At 64.4% G+C, this 1,874-nt stretch carries 2 protein-coding genes; both read right to left on the reverse strand.

Annotation, left to right across the window (positions count from 1 at the left end; all coding sequences use genetic code 11):
- The coding region (locus KUW18_RS19545) for a TRAP transporter large permease subunit (protein WP_206944874.1) at nt 1-1,262 on the reverse strand (1,262 nt) is incomplete at its 3' end.
- Nucleotides 1,262-1,846 carry a TRAP transporter small permease subunit gene (locus tag KUW18_RS19550; RefSeq protein ID WP_222164404.1) on the reverse strand — a complete coding sequence of 195 codons (585 nt, stop codon included), beginning with the start codon at nt 1,844-1,846 and terminating at the stop codon, nt 1,262-1,264. The genes KUW18_RS19550 and KUW18_RS19545, both read right to left, overlap by 1 nt.
- Nucleotides 1,847-1,874 lie beyond the last annotated feature (28 nt).

Here is a 1,874-nt window from a genome sequence, read left to right on the forward strand (position 1 = left end):
GCGGCCAGCACACACAATTGCAGTGCGATGAACGGCAGCAGTGACACAAAGATGTCTTTCAGGCTGATCTCCGGCGGCGCCACCCCTTTCAGGTAGAACGCGGCCGGGCCAAATGGCGGCGACAGGAACGACACCTGCATGTTGACGGCGAACAGGATGCCGAACCAGATCGGGCTGTAGCCCAGCTGAATCACGATGGGTACGAAGATCGGCAGGGTCAGCATGGCAACCCCGATCCAGTCCAGGAACATGCCCAGCACGATCAGGATGGCCATCATCACCAGGATGATCACGATCGGCGCCACGTCCAGGTCCATGATCATGCCCGAGATGAAGCGGTTGCCGCCCATCAGGTTGTAGACCCCGACCAGTGCCGCGGCACCGATGCCGATCCAGATGATCATGCCGCAGGTCACCAGGGTCTGGGACAGCGCTGCGTGCATCATCTTGAACGAGAACTCGCCCCGTGCCAGCACGGCCAGCAGCACACCGAACACGCCCATCGCGGCGGCTTCAGTGACCGAGGCCACGCCGCCGTAGATCGACCCCAGCACCAGGAAGGCGATCAGGGCCGGCACGATGATCGAGCGCAGCGCCGCGCCCTTGGAGGCGAAGCCGGCATTGCGATCCTCGTCGCTCATCGGCGGCCCCATGGCCGGATTGCGCAGACAGCGGACCAGCACGTAGCCGATGTAGGACAGCATCAGGATCACCGCCGGGGTGATCGCGGCAGTGAACAGGTCAGCAATCGAGACGCTGGCGATCAGGCCATAGATGATCAGCACGATGGACGGCGGCATCATGGTGCCCAGGGCCCCGCCGGCACACACCACGCCAATCGACAGGTGCTTGTCGTAGCCGAGCCTGAGCATCTGCGGCAAGGCCAGGATGCCGAGCAGCACGATCTCGCCGCCGATGATGCCGGACAGCGCGGCCAGGAAGAAGGCCACCACGATGGTCTGGACCGCCACACCGCCCGGCAGCCGGCCGGCAAACACCCGCATGGCGTTGAACAGATCCTTGGCGATGCCCGATCGGTCCAGTAACGAGGCCATCAGCACGAACATCGGCACCGCCACCAACGAGTACTCGGTGACGAATCCGTAGACCCGGCTGGTGACCAGCGGCAGCGCGTTGGGGCCGAACCAGCCAAAGGTGAAGGCCAGTGCCACCAGCCCGGTAATGAAGGCCAGCGGCAGGCCGGTGACCAGCAAGGCAAAGATGGCACCGACCAGCAGCAGCGTTCCGTCTGCAATATCCATCAGTCAGCGCCTCCTTCGGGTGCATCGGGGACGGGTTTGCCCTTGAGCGACTGGAACACGTGGATCAAGGCCTGCACGCACATGACGGCCAGGGCCAGCAGGATCATGCCCTTGACCACGGCGGGAAAGGGCGGATTCCAGGACGTGCCGGAACGCTCGAGCTGCCACTCGCCCAGCGGATTGTGGGACGCCCCGTAGAACATCACCCAGGCGGCGTAGCTCATGCCCAGACAGAAGCCGAAGGTGACCACGTCGTTGAAGATATCGAGGGCACGACGGAAGGTCGGGCCCACGGCGTCGTAGAGGACCTTGACGCGGATATGGCGGTTGGACGCCAGCGCCGCCGGCCCCCCCAGGCAGAAGCTGACCGCCACCAGCATGACGACGGTTTCGTGCACCCAGGAGGTGGGCGAGCCGAAGCCATAGCGCATGATGACTTCATACACGCTGATGGCCATGGCGATGAACACCAGCCAAGCGGCCAGCTGAGCGACCTTGACCACGCCCTGGTCAAAGCGGCTGCGCACCACGTCGGGTGCGCGTTCGGGCGCCTTGTCGGCGTCCTGTCCCGGCAGGTCTGTCATGGGACTTCCTCGACGGCTTGAGGATCGC

It is taken from the genome of Halomonas sp. DP5Y7-2 (assembly GCF_019802025.1).
In the GTDB taxonomy this organism is placed as follows: domain Bacteria; phylum Pseudomonadota; class Gammaproteobacteria; order Pseudomonadales; family Halomonadaceae; genus Halomonas; species Halomonas litopenaei_A.

Coding starts and splice junctions, on each gene's coding strand:
- KUW18_RS19550 (WP_222164404.1), bottom strand. CDS start 1,846: ATGACAGACCTGCCGGGACAGGACGCCGACAAGGCGCCCGAACGCGCA.